Annotated in this window: 8 protein-coding genes; 3 read left to right on the top strand and 5 right to left on the bottom strand. The window is 34.7% G+C overall.

The annotated features are described in order from the left end of the window. Nucleotides 1–27: 27 nt before the first annotated feature. The 3 genes from ABID42_RS23250 to ABID42_RS23240 all read right to left on the bottom strand — a co-directional run bounded on the left by ABID42_RS23250 (nucleotide 28) and on the right by ABID42_RS23240 (nucleotide 5,365). Complete coding sequence (locus ABID42_RS23250; RefSeq protein ID WP_367285699.1) at nucleotides 28–630, bottom strand: hypothetical protein; 603 nt, start codon at nucleotides 628–630, stop codon at nucleotides 28–30. Nucleotides 631–710: 80 nt separating this feature from the next. After that, nucleotides 711–2,243, bottom strand: a complete 1,533-nt coding sequence (locus tag ABID42_RS23245) for a RagB/SusD family nutrient uptake outer membrane protein (RefSeq protein ID WP_367285698.1) — start codon at nucleotides 2,241–2,243, stop codon at nucleotides 711–713. Between the two features lie 86 nt (nucleotides 2,244–2,329). Beyond that, nucleotides 2,330–5,365 (bottom strand): SusC/RagA family TonB-linked outer membrane protein, encoded by a 3,036-nt coding sequence (locus ABID42_RS23240; protein WP_367285697.1) that lies wholly within the window; start codon nucleotides 5,363–5,365, stop codon nucleotides 2,330–2,332. A 508-nt stretch (nucleotides 5,366–5,873) separates the two neighbouring features. On the opposite strand from ABID42_RS23240, the gene ABID42_RS23235 reads away from it, so the two are divergent. Both ABID42_RS23235 and ABID42_RS23230 read left to right on the top strand, forming a co-directional pair. Further along, the gene (locus ABID42_RS23235) at nucleotides 5,874–8,879 is read left to right on the top strand and encodes an FAD-binding and (Fe-S)-binding domain-containing protein (protein ID WP_367285696.1); all 3,006 of its coding nucleotides are present in this window, start codon (nucleotides 5,874–5,876) and stop codon (nucleotides 8,877–8,879) included. Nucleotides 8,880–9,194: 315 nt separating this feature from the next. Further along, entirely contained in the window at nucleotides 9,195–11,744 is a 2,550-nt protein-coding gene (locus ABID42_RS23230) for a phosphocholine-specific phospholipase C (RefSeq protein ID WP_367285695.1), read from the top strand. Nucleotides 11,745–12,117: 373 nt separating this feature from the next. Here the strand turns inward: ABID42_RS23230 and ABID42_RS23225 are convergent, their stop codons facing one another. Then, nucleotides 12,118–13,821 (bottom strand): hypothetical protein, encoded by a 1,704-nt coding sequence (locus ABID42_RS23225; RefSeq protein WP_367285694.1) that lies wholly within the window; start codon nucleotides 13,819–13,821, stop codon nucleotides 12,118–12,120. A gap of 473 nt (nucleotides 13,822–14,294) precedes the next feature. Here ABID42_RS23225 and ABID42_RS23220 point away from each other — a divergent pair, with 473 nt between their 5' ends. Beyond that, the gene (locus ABID42_RS23220; RefSeq protein WP_367285693.1) at nucleotides 14,295–15,746 is read left to right on the top strand and encodes a hypothetical protein; all 1,452 of its coding nucleotides are present in this window, start codon (nucleotides 14,295–14,297) and stop codon (nucleotides 15,744–15,746) included. A gap of 301 nt (nucleotides 15,747–16,047) precedes the next feature. Here ABID42_RS23220 and ABID42_RS23215 read toward each other — a convergent pair whose 3' ends face one another. Continuing rightward, entirely contained in the window at nucleotides 16,048–17,970 is a 1,923-nt protein-coding gene (locus tag ABID42_RS23215) for an outer membrane protein assembly factor BamB family protein (protein WP_367285692.1), read from the bottom strand. Between the last annotated feature and the right edge of the window lie 242 nt (nucleotides 17,971–18,212).

The raw sequence follows: 18,212 nt of genomic DNA, 5'->3' as shown, positions 1-18,212 counted from the left end.
GTAGCAACTAACTTGTTTCAAAACAAATTAGTTTTTACTAAAAAACGCCTCTTTTTCATTAACATCTAAAAAATCAATATTAGGCTTTTTACATACAAGGAATGCTTGTACATCATATTCTGGATCATCCTCATCAACCTCTGGGTATTTTTTTGCCTTTCCTTCTATTTTAATAATGATTTTTTCTTTTGATAAAGCTGTGATTGATAAAAAACCATCCGACATTAAGTAGCCAATTCCTAAACGCTTAGCTTTATCTTTGATTCTTCCAAACATGATTGTTGAAGAATAATTATTAATAAGTTTAAGAGGGACTCTTATAGGTCTGTTGGCATACCATTTATCTCCACCAAAATGAATCATTACATTACTATCAAATTGGTCAAAAAAGTTAATTGTGAATGATTTTTCAACGATTTCTAGGTGACCACTAAAAATACTTTCAGGTCGATAGAAATCCTTACCTTCAACTTTAAATATAAATTTTGATTGATTATCTTTTAATGAGTTATAGATTTCTTGTTCATGTCTATCTGTTGAGCAAGCACTTACACAACAAAAAATAAACAAAACAAGTAGAGAGTTAAGACTTAGCTTGAAATACTGAATCATCCTATTTATAGATTTCATTAATTTGGTATTGACACGATATGAATAAAAAAATGCTCGTATGGACGAGCATTTTTTTATTCAAAAATTATTAATATTGATTAGTAACCAAAGTTTTGCTTTAAGTTAGCATTGATTTCTAATTCTCTTTGTGGAATTGGGAACACAACACGGTAAGCAGGAGAAGCTGTAGTTCTGTTATCAACAGGATTAGCGAAAGTTCCAAAACGGATTTGGTCATTTCTTCTCCAGCCTTCCCAGTACATTTCACGACCACGCTCATCTAAAAGCGCTTTATCAGTCAATGACGTTAAAGCTGCAACACCACGAATAGCACGTAGGTTATTGACAATAGCTAAAGCTGCTGCAGAGCTACCACTTCTATGTAAAGCTTCAGCTTTCATTAACAATAAATCTGCATAACGGAAGAATACATAATCATTACCCGGAGAATCAATATCTGATAAATCAGGAATATATTTGATAACACGAACACCATCAGCTTCGTTAGCAACTTTAAAATCATATTTCAATGTAAAGCTAAGTGGGCTACCTGATCTGTCAAGTAATGCTTTACCTGTTTCATCAAATTGTTGACCAGCAAGGAAACCGGCACGTAAGCCTTTTTTATCTGTCAAACCTGGAATAGCAGCTCCAAAACGACTATCTGTTTTCTCGAATGAGTTATAGAAATCAGACAAAGTAGTAAAACCATTCCAACCACTTGGCACTTGGTTATAGTGGGTTGTCATGAAATAACGGTTTCTTGGAGAAGAACCGTTAAGGTTACTAGCACCTTTTTCATTTTGAATTACAAAAATCAATTCTTTTGATCTTGTACTATTTTCATAGTGGAAGTTATCAAAATAATTTTCAGTTAAAGCATACTTCCCAGAATTAATAATTATGTCTGCATTGGCAATTACAGCATCCATATCAGCTTTTGCAAATGTAAACGGACCAGCTGGAGAAGCAGGATCTTGAGAGAATACAGCATTATTCAAATAAACTTTAGCTAATAAGAAAGCAGCAGCCTCTTTAGTAGCAGTACCAGTATTTGAAGAAGTAGCACTTGGTAAATCTCCAGAAATTGCTTTCAATTCAGATATAATTTGAGCAGTAGCATCTTTACGTGACAATGCTTTAGGCAAAGCACTTGGATTTGCTAAATCTCTGAAAGCTACTTGCCCGAATATATCTACAGTATAATACATGTAGAATGCACGTAAGTATTTCGCTTCAGCCACTTGCAATTTAGTAGCTCTTGTATCACCAATAACTTCATTTGCCAAAGCATGACCTCTGTTTAAGTTATTCCATGCGGCTAGTACGTCATCACTTTGGTTATTCCAAGTGTGAGTATGGAGGTTTCTCCATCTACCATTATCATCCCAGTCTGCTCCTCTTGTTGGTCCTTGCATCTCATCTGATGGATGCTCAGTCAAAGCATAAATAGCAGCTTGATCGGTGAAAGTACCTAAACTTTGATAGGCCGCTTTTAACTGCAAATCTACTCCAGTCGAAGCTTTATCTGTTTTGTCAAGAAGCGGATCGTCTAATTTAGTACATCCAATTGTCCCACTCATCAAAATAGTAACCAATGAAGGGATAAATATTTTTCTAATATTTTTCATTTCTTTAATTCGGATATTGTTTTTATAAAGTGAAGTGTTTACCTAATACTTTATATGTCCTTGTTGAAACTAACCTTTTCAATTTGTTAGAAATTAGCACTAACTCCAATTGTAAATGTTCTTGCTTTAGGATATGCGATGTAGTCAATACCTAATGAAGGAACACCATTTCTTGTAGCTGCAGGGTTAGAAATTTCAGGATCTAATCCTGTATAATTAGAAATTAACAACAAGTTCTGACCTGTCAGTGAAAGGTTAAGTGATTTTGCAAAGCTATTGGCAGGCAATGCTACATTATAACCAATTGACACGTTAGATACACGGATAAAATCAGATTTCTCTAAATAGAATGTTGATGCTACTGGTGCATCTCCATAAGCTTGACCTGTAGTGCTTGAGATTGTTTGGTATGTTACGTTATTACCTTGTTTCAAAGAACCTCTATTCAAAACAGCAGTTGCAGTGTTATTATAAATATAACCACCAGACTGACCATTGATAAAGATACTTGCATTCCAAGCTCCATAAGTAAAGTTGTTTGTTAAACCCCAAGTATTTGTAGGGAATGGACTTCCTTTATAAGTCTTCTCAGCAGACAAAATAGTATTTCCTTTTGAATCATATCCTAAGAAATCTTGTAAGAAGAATCCATATAATGGAAAGCCTTGTGTGATTGGTTGAATGAATACACCTGACAAGCCTTGACCATACAAATTACCTGTTTGGATTGTTGCTACGTCTAATCTTGAAACATTATTTTTCAAGAAAGTAGTGTTAACACTAATATCCCAGTCTAATTTTTTACCTGCTAATATTTGATAATTTAAGCTAAACTCAACCCCTGTATTTCTAATATCAGCAGGGATGTTACTCCATCTTGTAGTTGCAACATCTGGTTGAGGTGCAGCAAATGGGAACAATAAATTATCAGTACTTTTGTTAAAATAATCAACTGTACCAGACAATCTTCCTTTTAATAAAGAGAAATCAAGACCTACACCATAAGCAGTTGTTGTTTCCCATTTAATGTCTGGGTTAGGAACGTTTTCTTTTGAAACCGAACCAGCGTTAGCATTGGGTGCATAAGTAGCCAAAGAAGTATTTGTTGGGAATTCTTGGTTACCAGTAATACCATAACCAGTTCTCAATTTCAAGTCAGAAAATATTTCTTTAGGGATAAATGATTCGTTAGATAAACGCCAAGCAGCACCAAAAGATGGGAAATAACCATATTTATTATTCAAACCAAATTTAGAAGAACCATCCACACGAAGAGTAGCTGTCAATAAATACTTATCATTGTATGTATAGTTTGCACGTCCAAAATAAGATTGTAATTCATATTGCGATCTACCTGAACCACCCGAATAAGCTTTATTTGTTCCACTATTGTTAACGTAGCTAAGGTTATTTGTTAATTCACCTCCTGCTGCTGCAATAAAGTAGTTTGCTTGAACATAATTGTTTTGGTTTTCAAATTTTTGATAAGAGAAACCAGCAATCGCATCAACCTTAGATTTGCCTAAAGTTGTTTTATAGTTCAAAGTATGCTCAATCGTTGAAGTCGTGATATAACGGTTTGAGATTCTTGCATAACCTTGGTTTCCAGGAATATTGTTTGCAAAACCAGGTGTTCCAGGCTCAACAGATGTTCTACTTACAGCAGTTGAGTTATCTAAACCAACGTTAGCTTTGTAACTTAAGTTACTCAAGATGTTCCAAGTTGCACTGAAATTAATTAATGTTCTTGCAGTATTAGCTCCAATTTGTACTTGATCTAACAAAGATACAGGGTTACGGAAAGAAGGAGTACCTGTAGTAAAGTATGAACCATCAGTTGCATAGATAGGAAAAGTTGGGTTAGTTTGAATAGCTCTACTGATTACGTTACCCTCAAAACCGATATCTCCACCTGTTGCAGCACTTTTATCTTTGATTTGTGAAGTTGTCATAGCTACTGCTAAAACCACTTTGTTATCAAACAATTTATGAGTTGCATTAACACGGGCAGTCAGTTTGTTCATCTCAGTACCTTTTACTGTACCTTGTTGGTCATTATAACCTAAAGAGAAAAAGTAGTTTGTATTATCATTACCACCACCATAACTCAAGTTATAGTTTTGAGTTACCGCTGTACGATACACTTCTTTCTGCCAATCTGTATTAGCTCCTCCATTAATTAAACTACTTGAAATATCTAATCCTGCAGCCTTTGCATTAGTCAAAAAATCAGCAGGAGACATCACATCATAATTTTTATAATTAGATGAAATAGAAGTATTTGCTGAGAAGTTCAAATTGCTTTGACCGGACTTCCCTTTTTTAGTAGTAATCAAAACAACACCATTAGCGCCTCTTGAACCATAGATAGCAGCAGCAGAAGCATCTTTCAATACTGAGATATTTTCGATATCATTAGGGTTGATAAAGTTTAATGGGTTTTTAGCCGCAACATTACCAAAACCAGCAGACCCATCAGCACCATCAGTTGTACTTGAACCGTCTAATGGGATACCATCAATTACATAAAGTGGACCATTACCTGAACGAATTGAAGTAGTACCACGAATACGAATATTAATACCTGCACCTGGCTCACCACTGTTTGGTGTCATTTGAACACCCGCCGCACGACCTTGTAATAATTGTTCAGGTGAAGCAATAACCCCTTTGTTGAAATCTTTAGCAGTTAAAGCTACAACACCACCTGTTGCATCCTTTTTAGTAGTAGTACCATAACCAACAACAACAACTTCATCCAAAGCTTTTGTTTCAGAAACTAGCTTTACATTTACTTCAGTACTAGAACCTACAGCAATTTCCTGCTTAGTAAAACCTACAAAAGAGAAAATTAAAGTAGCATTACTTGGCACACTGATTTTATAAGCACCGTTAACATCAGTTTGAGTACCTCTATTAGTACCCTTTACTGCGACTGATACGCCTGGTAATCCTGAAGCATCTCCTGATTCAGTTACTTTACCCGTAACAGTTCTATCTTGAGCATTCATGCTCATAGATACAAACATTGTAACAGCCATCATAACTACTTTAATTAGCGAGTTTGATGCTGCACCTTGTCGCATAGAGCGACAGAACCATCTGTAAAAATGATTATTCATAAGGTTTTGTTAAGATTTGAAAATGGTTAATGAAATCAAGAGAAACTTTACAAAATTTCATGCGAAAGAAAGGAAATCACCGACTTTAAAGTTTCAAAGGGAAAGGATGTAAAGTATGAAACTTTGGTATTTTCGCAATAAAAAATGTAAAATTGCTCTAATAAATCAATGCAAAGTAGAGGAAAAAGTTTCTATAATTCAATTTTTTTAAGGAAAAATTTAATTCAACATTTCCATACTTAATCCTAAAAAATTGTACTTCTACTTATTTTTAAAACTTAAAATGTAGCACAGTTTGTGATATAACCGTTCAAATAATGTCCTCAAAGCATTTTTTGTTAAAAAATGTTAAATCTATTAGCAACATTATGCCTATGTATTTTTGTACTTTTTCAATACAAACACCTTAATAAAATATTTTTATAAGTTTCAAATTGATTTTATTGGTAAATTTGAAGTCTGAAATAAGAACTTAGAAAAACTATATTATTCTTTGTAGAATCCAAAAATGACCAATCCAACGATACTTTCTCAGCTTGCCAGTCAATTAGAGGGTGAACTCCATTATGATACCGTTATGCGAACGCTATACGCAACTGACGCCTCTGCTTACAGAGAAATGCCTCAGGCTGTAGCCCTTCCGAAGACGATAGAGGATATTAGAAAATTAATAAATTTCGCACGTGAAAATAAAACGTCTATCATTCCTCGAACGGCTGGTACTTCTTTAGCGGGACAAGTTGTGGGTAATGGTATCGTTGTGGATGTCTCTAAGAATTTCACTAAAATTCTTGAAGTTAATAAAGAAGAACATTGGGTGAGAGTACAACCAGGTGTGGTACGTGATGTATTAAACATTGAGCTCAAAAAACATGGTTTATTCTTTGGCCCTGAAACTTCGACTGCCAACCGTGCGATGATTGGTGGAATGGTCGGCAATAATTCTTGTGGCTCAAATTCAGTAGTTTATGGTTCTACTCGTGACCATTTGATGGAAGTAAAAGCCATTTTAGCAGATGGAACGGATGTGGTTTTCAAGAATGATGATTTGACTACTTTTAATCATCTTCTTCAATCAGCACAGCGTAAAAATGGTTCGGCTACTTTGTTGGATAAAATTTACTTGAAAACCAATGAAGTATTATCTAACGAGACCAATCAGGCTGAAATCAGAAATGAATTTCCCAAACCAAGTATTGAAAGAAGAAATACGGGTTATGCTTTGGATATGCTTTTGAATTGCGAGCCTTATACCGAAGGAGGAAAACCTTTCAATTTCTGTGAGTTAATTGCAGGTTCAGAAGGTACTCTTTGTTTCTTGACAGAAATCAAATTGCACGTGAACGATTTACCTCCAAAAGAAATTGGGTTGGTTTGCGTTCACTTCAATGATGTTCAAGAATCGTTAAAGGCAAATTTGATTGCACTGAAATACAAACCTTCGGCTTCTGAGTTGATGGATCATTATATTTTAGAATGTACTAAGGCAAGTGTTGAACATAGTCAAAACCGTTTCTTTGTTCAAGGAGATCCGGGTGCGATTTTGGTCGTAGAATTACGTTCTGATTCAAAGGCTACTATTGAACAACAAGCCAAAGAAATGGAAGCAGAAATGCGTGCTGCTGGTTTGGGTTATCACTTTCCAGTAGTATTTGGGGAAGACACCAAAAAAGTTTGGAATCTGAGAAAAGCAGGTTTGGGTTTACTTTCAAACCTTCCGGGCGATGAAAAGGCAGTAGCTGTAATTGAAGATACTGCCGTTGATGTAAACGATTTGCCAGATTTTATCCGTGAATTCAATGAGATTCTTTCAGCAAATAATATGTACTCTGTACATTATGCGCATGCAGGTTCTGGAGAAATTCACTTACGTCCGATTATCAATTTAAAGACAGTTGAAGGAAATAAACAATTCCGTTTGATTGCCGAACAGATTGCTACTTTGGTGAAAAAATATAAAGGTTCGCTTTCGGGAGAACATGGCGACGGACGTTTGCGTGGCGAGTTCATCAAACAAATGGTAGGCGACCACAACTATGAATTAATGAAAGAAGTAAAACGTACTTGGGACCCTTACAATGTGTTCAATCCGAACAAAATTGTGGATACTCCGCCAATGGATACGTTTTTGCGTTATACTCCGGGCCAACAAACGCCTGAATTTAAAACTACTTTCCGTTTCCACGACCAAGATATTTTACAGCATGCCGAACAATGTAATGGTTCGGGAGATTGTAGAAAAACGCCTGCTTCAGGTGGAACGATGTGTCCGTCTTATATGGCTACTCGCAATGAAAAAGAAACGACTCGTGCCAGAGCCAATATTCTTCGTGAGTTTTTAACGCATTCTGATAAAGCGAACCGCTTCAACCATGAAGAAATCAAAGAAGTATTTGATTTGTGTTTAGCTTGTAAAGGTTGTAAAGGCGAATGTCCATCTAACGTGGATGTAGCGAAATTAAAAATGGAATTTTTACACCAATACTACAAAGAAAACGGTGTACCATTACGTAGTCGCATGGTTGGAAATTTCTCTTCGCTTTCAAAAGTAGCTTCTTATGTTCCGTGGGCTTATAATTTTATTTTTGAAACGCCTGCTCTTCGTAAAATTGCCAATACTGTCGTAGGTTTTCACCCAGACAGAACAATGCCTTTATTGAGCAATACTACTTTTAAAAAGTGGGCTAATAAAAACCTCACCCCTAACCCCTCTCCTGCTGAGAGGGGAACTATTACCCAGACAAAATCTCCCCTCTCAACAGGAGAGGGGTCGGGGGTGAGGTTAAAGCAAGTCTTTTTATTCATCGATGAATTCACAAATTATAACGATGTAGAAATCGGTATTACAACCGTGAAATTATTGAATCGTTTGGGTTATGAAGTAATCATTCCAAATCATGCAGAATCTGGTCGTCCGCAATTATCAAAAGGACTTTTGGATGATGCTAAGAAATTGGCAAATCAAAACGTTAGTCTTTTAAAAGATGTTATTAACTCAGAAACGCCATTAATTGGGATTGAACCTTCGGCAATTCTTACTTTCCGTGACGAATATCCAGATTTGGTAAATGATGATTTGGTAGATGCTGCAAAAGCTTTAGCCAAAAATGTATTCATGATAGAAGAGTTTTTAGCGAAAGAAATTGATGCAAAACGTATTTCTAAAAAAGTATTTACGACAGAAAAACGCTTAGTAAAACTACACGGACACTGTCAGCAAAAGGCATTATCAAGTTTAGTACCTGCCAAGAAAACACTTTCATTGCCTGAAAACTACGAAGTACAAATTATTCCTTCGGGATGTTGTGGTATGGCGGGTTCTTTTGGTTATGAAAAAGAACATTTTGAATTATCGAATCAAGTAGGTGAATTGGTACTTTTCCCAACCATTCGTAAACAAGGAGAAGATGTAATCATTGCGGCTTCTGGAACAAGTTGTCGTCACCAAATTCATGATGGTACTGGTCGTACAGCAAAACATGCTGTTGAGATTTTGTATGAAGCGTTGGTTTAAATATGAGATATGAATTGGCTGAAATAACAATTCTATCTATAAAAATCAAATATGTAGCGGTAACCTTCACGGTTACCGTTTTCATTTTATTCCATTTTTCGGCAACCGCAAGGGATTGCCGCTACATCTTCCATTATTATTTATGTTAGTCATCACATTTCCTTAACAAAGCAATAATATATCAGTACAGTTTAATCCTACGCCCTACTCTATCTTTGTATTTGTATCAACTTACTAATAAATAAGAATTGGTTATGTTAATCTTTTCCGGATTACCGACAACCGAATTCTGATAGCTAATTACAAAATCAACACATGGAATCAAGGAGAGAGTTTATCAAAAAAGCGTCTATATTAGCCTCTGGGGCTGGTTTCCTGGGAATATTACCTGCTTCAATTCAAAAAGCAATGGCAATTAATCCTGCCGAAGGAAGTACTTTCTGGGATGCAGAACACATTGTAATTTTGATGCAAGAAAACCGCTCTTTCGACCATTGTTTTGGTACTTTGCAAGGTGTCCGTGGTTTCAACGACCCTCGTGCGATTACGCTTCCAAGCAGAAATAAAGTATGGTTGCAACAAAATGAAAAAGGACAAACCTTCGCTCCTTTTCGCCTAAATCTACGTGATTCAAACGCTACTTGGATGAGTTCTTTACCACATTCTTGGGAAAACCAAGTGGATGCTTTGAACGGCGGAAAGAATGATAAATGGCTTCATGTAAAACAATCTGGACATAAAGAGTACAAGGATATGCCCTTAACTTTGGGCTATTATAACCGTGAAGATATTCCTTTTTACTACGCTTTGGCGGATGCGTTTACGGTTTGTGACCAAAATTTTTGTTCGTCTTTAACAGGAACAACACCCAATCGTTTGTACTTGTGGACAGGTACAATTCGTGAAAAGCAAGATTTTGATTCAAAAGCCAATGTTAAAAACGAAGACCTTGACTATGGCAGATGGGCAAAATGGAAAACTTTTCCGGAACGTTTAGAAGAAAATGGTATTTCTTGGAAAATCTATCAAAATGAAATCAGTTTGCCTACTGGTTTGGAAGGTGAAGGCGATGCTTGGTTGGCTAATTTCACCGATAATCCGATTGAATGGTTTGAACAATATCAAGTAAAATTCTCTCCAGAATATTATCGCTATATTCAAGAAGTAGTGAAATTTTTACCGAAAGAAATCGAAAAGCTTTCTGCGGAAATCCCAACACTTGCAGCAGGAAGTGAAGCTTTGAAAAAAGCAGAAAGAGCATTGGCACAAAAGAAAAGCTATTTAAAAATCGCTCAGGAAGATATTATTAATTACACACCTGAGAATTTTGAAAAGCTTTCTACTTTCCAGAAAAATATTCACCAAAAAGCCTTTACTAACAACCGCAACGACCCACATTTCCATGAACTTACTTCATTGGAATATAATGATAACGGAACCGCCAGAAAATTAGAAGTACCCAAAGGCGATGTTTTGCACCAATTCCGCCAAGATGTTGCAAATAATAAATTACCTGCGGTTACTTGGTTGGTTGCTCCCGAAAACTTTTCTGACCACCCCGGTGCACCGTGGTACGGAGCTTGGTACTTATCAGAAACGATGGATATTCTTACCCAAAATCCAGAAGTATGGAAGAAAACCATTTTTATTTTGGCTTATGATGAAAACGACGGTTACTTCGACCACATCCCTCCTTTCCTTCCGCCACATCATCAAAAAACTAACACTGGAAAAGTTTCGGTAGGCATTGATGTTTCGGTAGAGCAAGTAAATATGGCTCACGAAAAGAAAAGAGATTACTACAAAAATCCAGAAAAAGATACTCGTGACGGAGCGATTGGTTTAGGTTTTAGAGTACCTCTTTTGATTGCTTCGCCGTGGAGTAGAGGTGGAAATGTTTGTTCAGAAATTTTCGACCATACTTCTATTTTACAGTTTTTGGAAAAATTCCTCAGCCACAAAACAAAGAAAAATATCAAAGAAGAAAACATTTCGGAGTGGAGAAGAACCGTTTGTGGTGATTTGACTTCGGTGTTTAAACCTTACAATGGCGAGAAAATCGCTCTTCCGACTTTTGTAGCAAAAGAACCATTTTTGGAAAGTGTCCATAAAGCAAAATTCAAAAATGTACCTTCCAATTTCAAGGCTCTTTCTGCCGAAGAAATCAAAGAAGCCAATACTTTGGGCAATGCTTCAGCCTTGATGCCCAGACAAGAAAAAGGCATTCGTAAAGCTTGTGCTTTGCCTTACGAATTATATGCAGAAGCTGGTTTTAGTAACGATAAAAAATCTTTTGAACTCACTCTTTCGGCTGGAAATAAAACATTTGGCACAAAATCAGCAGGAGCGGCATTTGTGGTTTATACTCGTTATACCCAAAATGGTTTAGACGAAATCAGCACCCGAAACTATGCCGTAAAAGCAGGTGATACCTTGAAAGATACTTGGTCATTAGCAGCATTGGCAGATAAAAATGCCCAAATAGAAGTGTATGGCCCGAACGGTTTCTTTAGATCTTTCAAACTGAATAATGCACTGACGAATGTTGAAACGGTTTTGATTTACCAAAATAATCAGCTTACTAAAAATACTTTCACGGGTAATGGTGTGTTGACTTTGAAGAATAATGAAGCACAAAACCTTCGTTTTGTGATTGAAGATTTGAGTTATAAAACAGGCAAAAAAATCGTAGAAGTAGCCAAAGGCAAAAGCCTAACGGTAGCTTTAGATTTCAGTAAAAGTCACGCTTGGTATGATTTTGTGGTAAAAATAGAAGGTAACAAAACCTTTGAACAACGCTACGCAGGACATATCGAAACAGGCAAAGAAAGCTTCACCGACCCTGCAATGGGGCAAGTAATTTAAGTAGCACAGGTTTTCAACCTGTCTATTTTTGTTGGCAACCGCAAGAATAAGAGCTTTGACAACTTTTAAAAAGGTGTCAAAGCTAAAACCTATTACCCTTTGCGGTTTTATTCGGTTTTTAATCCTCAAACCTATCAAAAAGATAGGAAAAGCTATCTCCGAGATAGGACAGCCTATCTTTCTCACGCAATTTCCCGCAAAAAAGACGCATCAAGCCATCTAATTCACGCAAAATACCGCAAAAGAGATAGAACGACGATTCTTTTAGATAGCTTGTCCTGTCTTTTTGATGGATTGGGGCGTGATTTTGATGGGATTGCGTTTCACCAGTGAGCAATTTATATTTGCTATTAGGAATGTCTTCATTCTACCCTCAAGCACCACCATATTTCCGAAAAGCTCTTATGAATTGATAAATGCTAAAGCCTACAAAAATTCTTCCCAAAAAGTCATAAAATATAGAAAGTCCATTGAGTTTACTTTCTATGAATCCTATTTTATGCGTAGGATTGATAAATTCAAAATAATATCCAACAAGATTTAAGTCAAAACAAGTATCTTTTAATAATCTATCAATTGAATATAAATAAAGTAAGTAAAAAATGATAGGATATATGAAAACCCAAATTAGAGAATGTAAATAATTAGTATTATGCCTATTTGAATGCCAACTTAGAAATAATATAATTTTATTAAATAAATCCGTTTCTTGTCTTTCTATCTCAAGTATTTTACATTTTAAATGCATACTGTAGATATTGTCCCCTTGATTTTCGTATGCTTTTTTTAACTGCATATAAAAAAGTTTTCTGTCTATGTTTGTAATACTTGTATGAAAATCACAATTTATTTCATTAGAAAAAAAGGCCTTTATAATGTTTGAATTAATAAACTTAATAGTATAATCAGACCAATTTATATTCACAAAACTAACGTTACCTATATCTGAATTTATAAAAGAAATAGCTTTCCCATCAACTGAATATGTTTTCAGAAAATCTCCTATTTGATTAAAGACAATTCTTGGTTCATTAAATTCATATTTTTCCTCGCTTTTATAAGATAGATTATTGAAGTATATCTTTCCTTCATTTATACAAGAATTGAAACCTATAGAGTTTATATTACTATTATTAAAACTTGACAAAAAGTCTTTATTTATAAAAGAACTAAAATTAAGTTCCTCAATATTATCTTCATTTGAATAATATTCAATGATATTTTTACCCTTAAACTCAATTTTTTTTAATTTATTTTTGGATGAATAGGTATTTTTAATAGTTGATTTGGAAAACTCTATTAATCCAACGAAACTATTTTCAATATGGAATTCTTCTTCAATGGTTGACTTTATAATTTGGATTTTTTCAAAAAAATTATTGTTTAAACGCAGGGTTTTAATTGAGTTATTCCGCATATTTAAAGACTTGTAAAAACCATAACTGTAAGCTATTTGACTTCCTGTTATTCTATCAATCATATCAATATTTTTAATCCCCATCCAGTTAATAGTATTCATATGAAGAGCTAAGAAGTTATTAATTATAACTTTATCATATAAGGTTATACTATCTATCTCGCTCTCTTTTATAAAAATACATTCAGTGATTAAATTATTAATATTTATCTTATCTGCCTTACATTTTCCAATATGAATATTCCTTATTTCGTTTTTTCCATTCCTGTTTTTTAATGGATTATATGTTATATCAAAGAATCCGTTAAAACTACAATTCTTAAAATTAATATCACCTAAAATAGTTTGTGCTATTGGCATTTTAGGAATTTGAAAAGAAAAAGGGAAAATTATTGTAAAGTTTTTAAAAGTTAAATGCTTAAATGTACAATTACAAAAAGTAATACTTGGAAATAGATTAGTAATATCACATTCAAAAATAACATCCTCAAAATCAACTTCATTAAAAATCAGTGACTTGGCATTTCCATAAAAATTATTATCAAGAAAACCATAATTAGTAAGGATATCAAAATAAACGCCTTTTTGAGACCAATATAGGTTATTAAAATTCCCGACTTTTAGTTGATTAATAATTTCATTTATATCAGTATTATTCATTTTATGAGGAGTTATATTACCATAATTGTATAATTTGTAAATTTAATATTGAATGTATTAATATAACTCTAGTTTTCTTAACTATCTGAAAAAGTAATCCACTATTAAGGTTGAAACTGTCTTCACAACACAACCTGTACAACTGTGCTTCCTGCTTTATAAACTCTTAGCTTAGCATTTCATTTTATTGATTTGTGTATAGAGGAGTGACATTACGTACCTTAAGAGTCTCATGGTCAATAATCAAGATTATTTAACTTTTATTGATTGAATCCGACAATACAAATTGCATTTTTACATAGACTCTACTTTCAGATTTGCATAGATTTTCATTTTCTTTCACTATTTAAAATAGCTTCCACAGGCGACGCCAGTGAGGTCCCATTCCAACAATTTATAAAAAAAGTAAGCGAAATGCTGAAAAGACATTCTTGCCGATTAATTTTAAGGTATAATCCTTGTTTCCTATCGTCATGAAAATTATCAAAATCCTAAAAATTAGTTCGCTGGTCTATTTACTGATTCCGACTTATCTGTTTTTACTTACTTGGGTAAGGGCGGAAATTGGAATAAGTGCTTGCTTGATTATTAGTCTTTTTGTTTTCAATTATCTTAAAAATACCCAATCTGACGATATTCGTCGCTTAAAAACTCCCCTCTCTTGGCTTACTGTTTCGCTGGTTTTTATCTTGGCTTTAGTACTTAATCTATTGGTTGGTATTGGTGAATTTCGTGAACAAACGGTTGATTTCATGGCGAATAACCTAAAGTATCGTGACCTTGTTCAAAATAAATGGCCACTGTATTATCCTGATTTCAAGGTATATATGTGCTATTATTTAGGTTATTATCTTCCAACAGCAGCACTCGGAAAAATCGTTGGCATTGAATATTGTCGCTATATTTCTTTGGCTTGGAGTACCACAGGAGCATTCTTGGTTTTCCTTTGGGCTATTACCTTTCTTGATAAATATCGCCTATCCGTCATTGCTGTAATTATCTTATTTTCAAATGCTTGGCTATTATACAAAGTAATGCTTTGGCTTGACTTTCAGACTTATATTTATCCACCTTATCATGTAAAACTGAATGATTTTTGGTTGATGCGACCACCATTTTGGGAAGGTTTTGCCCTTGCACCACAGCATGTTTTACCTGCCTGTTTTGGAGCTTGTTTTATGTTGGAGGCGAATGTTCTGAAGAAAGTAAATTTGGATGAAATATTGCTGATGTTATTGGCAACGATGTATTGGAGTCCATTGGCAAGTATCGGGATTTTCCCTTTTGTATTATATTATTACTTCAATAATTGGTCAAGCTTCTTTATGCTGAAGAGTATCTTTGAAAAAACTTTTTTGGTTCTTGGTTTTACTCCACTGATTATTTATTTCCTGAGTACACAAGGCGTAAACAGCGACAACACACAATTTATGTGGCAAGCTGGCATAGAAAAATGGTATTGGACTTATCTATTTTATATTGTTTTTAACTTCCTGATTTGGTACTTTTTCCTCAAACAATTCGAACACCCATTTACAAAAATGGTAAATGTTGCTTTATTTTTTTTGACGATTGTACCCTTATATCAAATCGGAATTGCTAACGATTTGAATATTAGAGCGTCTGTTCCTTCTATGTTTATTCTGACGGTTGCCATTGCTTATGTTTTTGTGCAAACCCAAAGCAGAAAACTTTATTTTTGGCTTGGATTAGCCTTTTTCTTGGTGAATACTTTGCCGACTTTACATCAAGTTTATAAGAGTATTTTACTCTCAAAACCACAAACTACCATCGTAAAAGCCGACTACAAACAATTTCACAATATGCTTTCTTTCCAACAAGTAATGTATGGCGACAGCACTGCGGTGTTGGAATACTCTTTGAAAAATGATTCTTTCTTTGAAAAACATTTATTGAGGAAATGAAACAAAAAACATGTAGCGGTAACTCTTGCAGTTACCGATCACATTTCCAATAAATCATCCCATCGGCAACCGCAAGGGATTGCCGCTACGGTTTTAATATTTGAATTACACAATAAAAAAACTCCCGCTCATTGAACGAGAGTTTTAAAAACCTAACCACTAAATATTTAATCTTTTATTTCATTTAAGTATTCTTAACTACTTTACAAAACCTATAAGGATTTATATAATTATCCAATAATGAGAGTTCTAATTTAAAATCCTTATAGGTTTACATTATCAATTGATTTATTTCGAATACTTAGAATTTGAAAGCCGTAATCTCATTATCTTTTGAACGATAATACATCAAGCCACCAATTTCATCTAGATCATAAACTGGTTTTTTATCGCCCAAAATTACTGTTGCTTCTACCTTTCCATTGTCTTTATTCACTTTCACCAAGCCCACTCCTTTTTGAGAACCGTCATTGGCATCATCAGTTAAAATTGCTTGATAATTTTCTGTTTGCGCCGATGCTTTGAAACGTTTGTTCATCATCGCAAAACCCGCAGAAGCTACGGCAGACCACATTTGTTGCGCTTGTTCTTGCTGACGAATATAGCTATCAACCTCATAAGTTCTACCTCCGCCAGCCGTTGCTCCTTTTGCATAACCTGCATTTGCCGCAGCAGCAACCGCTAACATAGTTCCACCAACGGCCATAATACCACCGAAAATCTTTCCAGCAGTGCTGGCCGTTGGGGAGTGAAAATATTGGCTATACATTACATTTCCTGCGAAACCAAACTTCACTAAATTCTGACTAGAGGTCAACAAAATACCGTCGTTGCGTACTTGAAATCCTGAAGGAGCTTCTTTTTCGTTCAGTTTTACTTTATCAGCAACAAATTCTTTCATGCTTGCACTTTGAAGATTTACTTCAAAAAGTTTCTTATCAGAATAAATCCATTGTAAATAATCTTTCTGACAAGCTACATTTCCTTCTTTCAACTTCAATGGTTTATCCCATAAATCTTTGCCTGTTTCCAAGCTTTGAAAGTTTACTTCTTCTGTAGTACGATAAAAAATACCTTTGGGTGTTAGTTGTAAGTCAACAATTTGCCCATCTACTTTATTGGGTTTATCAAATACGTGTTGACCCGTTTTTAAATCTAAAATACTGAGTGAGTTTTTCCCTCTTGAACTTTCCATCGAAATCAAAAGTCCTTTGTCACAGTAATTATAAAATGATAATGTTCCTTTTAATTTCGGACCTTTTCCCCACAAACGAGTACCGTTTTGATAATCCAACATGATAATTTCAGGGTCGTCGGTAGCAACAATAAATCCGCCATTATCATAAATTGTTTCAACGATTTCTCCTCCAACTTTTACAGGATCAGCCCAAAGGGCTTTTCCTGTAGCAAAATCAAAACTATTAACATACTTTTTACTGGTATAGAAAAAACTATTTTTATCTCTACCGGGGCGAATTTGTGTAAAGTAACGAAATTTAGGATTTAAAGAATTTGCCATACTAGCACCTAAGCCAGCACTTTTATCAACGATGACTTCAGCATTCGGACTTTTTTGTTCAATCTCCCAAACCTTTTCACCTGTTTGTCCATTGAAACGAAAGATTGCCTTATTACTTACCACTAAAATATCTCCATTCATAACAAATGGACGACCTGCAAACATCTCAGTTCCTCCAAAGTCTTTCAATTCTTGTGTAAACTTTGCATGCCCATCACCAGCATCTACCAAAGTCATGATTTTCTTACCATATTTATTTAAGCCTAGAAAAAGTATTCCTCCGAGTGGCGGTAATTCTGTACGCATTTCTACCGTTCTAAAACCCATTTCGCCTGTATTACACAATACTTTTCCAGAGACTACATCTAAAATAACATGATCCATCGACATCAAACCTCGCTTATCTACCAAAGCTACTAAAGGCGAATTTTCAATTGGGTCATAACGTTCTTCTTTCAGTTTTTTCAGGAATTCATGTTGCCATAATTTTTGTCCATTTTCAGGATTCAATCCATACAAAGCGTCATCAGTTGATACTACCAAAATACCAACGTCGGTCATTCTTTGCCAATTAATGCCACGTGGAAAACTGGTTTTCCAGAAAGAAGGCGTTTCAAATTTTGTCAGAAGAGTAGCGTTACTCTGATGAATACCAAAGCTTAAAATCATTAAGCATAGACCAATGAAAAGTATTCGTTTTTTCATGAGAAGATAAATTTAGGATAAGCAATTTTTGATTTGGGCTTTCATTAAAATCGCTCTTTAGATTTTGATTTAACAGTGGCAAATGTAGAAATTGGCTATAGAAACTAAAAAATTAAGGAGTCCAGACTTATAAATCTGCACTTATTCGAGTGAATGAGTGAATGAGTGAATGAGTGAATGAGTGAATGAGTGAATGAGTGAATGAGTGAATGAGTGAATGAGTGAATGAGTGAATGAGTGAA

Source organism: Arcicella rosea (assembly GCF_040543805.1).
GTDB lineage: Bacteria > Bacteroidota > Bacteroidia > Cytophagales > Spirosomataceae > Arcicella > Arcicella rosea.
This window is presented reverse-complemented; position numbering and strand designations above follow the sequence as displayed.

Excerpts from the sequence above, each read along its gene's own strand:
- ABID42_RS23250 (WP_367285699.1), bottom strand. The coding sequence starts at position 630 with ATGAAATCTATAAATAGGATGATTCAGTATTTCAAGCTAAGTCTTAAC.
- ABID42_RS23245 (WP_367285698.1), bottom strand. The coding sequence starts at position 2,243 with ATGAAAAATATTAGAAAAATATTTATCCCTTCATTGGTTACTATTTTG.
- ABID42_RS23240 (WP_367285697.1), bottom strand. The coding sequence starts at position 5,365 with ATGAATAATCATTTTTACAGATGGTTCTGTCGCTCTATGCGACAAGGT.
- ABID42_RS23235 (WP_367285696.1), top strand. The coding sequence starts at position 5,874 with ATGACCAATCCAACGATACTTTCTCAGCTTGCCAGTCAATTAGAGGGT.
- ABID42_RS23230 (WP_367285695.1), top strand. The coding sequence starts at position 9,195 with ATGGAATCAAGGAGAGAGTTTATCAAAAAAGCGTCTATATTAGCCTCT.
- ABID42_RS23225 (WP_367285694.1), bottom strand. The coding sequence starts at position 13,821 with ATGAATAATACTGATATAAATGAAATTATTAATCAACTAAAAGTCGGG.
- ABID42_RS23220 (WP_367285693.1), top strand. The coding sequence starts at position 14,295 with ATGAAAATTATCAAAATCCTAAAAATTAGTTCGCTGGTCTATTTACTG.
- ABID42_RS23215 (WP_367285692.1), bottom strand. The coding sequence starts at position 17,970 with ATGAAAAAACGAATACTTTTCATTGGTCTATGCTTAATGATTTTAAGC.